Annotated in this window: 2 protein-coding genes; both read right to left on the reverse strand. The window is 64.5% G+C overall.

All coding sequences use genetic code 11. From position 1 onward, the window contains the following. Positions 1–741, reverse strand: a 741-nt coding sequence (locus VJ307_00450) for a response regulator (GenBank protein HJX72594.1), incomplete at its 3' end; no start/stop codon positions are given. A 148-nt stretch (positions 742–889) separates the two neighbouring features. Continuing rightward, positions 890–1541 (reverse strand): methyltransferase (locus tag VJ307_00455; protein HJX72595.1); only part of this gene is annotated, 652 nt, incomplete at its 5' end.

Consider the following 1541-nt stretch of genomic DNA (forward strand, 5'->3'; position numbering starts at 1 on the left):
GGACCGGCTGACCCTCGGGTCCGTCAGGACGTCCTTCACGAGGACCGGCTTCCCTTCCTTGGCGACCCATCCGGCGATCCCCTCCCCCACTTTCAGCCGCACCTTGCCGACGACTTCCGCATCCAGCCCGCGCGCGGCGACGATCCGGATTTCCCCCTTTTTCTCGTCCAGAAGCATCAGGGAAACCCTTTCCACGCCAAGTTCCTCGGAGACCAGGCCGACGAAGAAGTCGAGAAGTTCCGAAAGGATGCTGATCCCCCCCATGGCAAGACCCGCCCGGATGAGGGAGTTCTGGCGCCTCAGGGCGGCGGAGAGCTCCCGGTTGCGGAGATCCAGGTCACGGTCAAGTTGCCGGTTTTTCAGGGAGAGCGCCCTTTTTTCCAATCCGATCCGGACGGTCCCCCATACGTCGTCGGAGTTCTCGAAGGGAGCGTGGAGAAAATCGTAGACGTCCTCGGTGATCCCCCGGTCTTCCGCTTCCCGGGAGGGGCTATCGGTCAGGATCACGACCTCGGTATCCGGGGAGATCCTCCTGACCCTGCCCGGCAGCGAGTGACCGTCCCTTCCGGGCATCGACAAATCCACCAGGGCGAGGGAAAACGTCTCGCGGGCCAGCAGATCGAGCCCCTCCTCGACCGTCCCGGACGTCCGGGGATCGCACCCCTTTCCCCTGAGGAACTCCGCGAGTTCTTCGAGGTTAGGCGTCCTCTCCCCGACGAGCAAGACCTTCGCTCCGTTCATCGGTATTCCTCTCCACCCGGCGGAAACAGTCGAACCCCGTCGCTGCCTGTTTCGCCAACGGCCGTTTCTCTTTTTATCGGCAGGAAAACGGAATTTATTTACCGATTCCCGGGACGGAACCGGTTCGATATCGGGAGGATTTTTTCTCTCAGGCGCGCGCGGTCACCACGCCCACCCCCCGGGCGTCCGGCCTGTCCGCGGAAACCTTCCTGTATCCCGCCGCGCGGAACAGGGAAGCGATCTCCCGGGTCGTGTAGGCCTTTCCCCCATCCGTCACGGCAACCATGTGGACGGAAAAAAACGCGGGCCCGGGCGGGAAGGCTCCGCTTTCGTCCAGGAGGAACTCCTGCACGGCGACGCGCCCCCCCGGGGTAGCCGCCTTGCGGGCCTTGCGCAGAAGAACCACGCATTCCTTCTCGGAATAGGCATGGAGGATCTGGGAGATCCAGAGGAAGTCGTACGGCCCCCCGAGCCGGTCGCGCATGAAATCGCCCTCCCGGAGGGCGACCAGACGGGATGCGCCCTTCTCCTTCAGGATCTTCCGGGTGACCGCAAGCGTTTCCGGGGTGTCGAACACCGTCAGGCGCGCGCCGGGGTACCGCTTCGCCCACTCGACCGCGTACGTTCCGGGGCCTCCCCCCAGGTCGAGAACCCGCTCCCCCTCCCGCAGGGGGAATCGCTTCGCCACGGAGACGGCCCTCTCCCGGGCATTGTCCTCCATTCCCCGGATGAAATTCTCCTGGTACCCTTTTCGCTTTCCGGGGGCTTTTCCGCCCGCCCGGATCTTGCCGGAAAGGGTC

It is taken from the genome of Candidatus Deferrimicrobiaceae bacterium (assembly GCA_035256765.1).
GTDB lineage: Bacteria > Desulfobacterota > Deferrimicrobia > Deferrimicrobiales > Deferrimicrobiaceae > CSP1-8.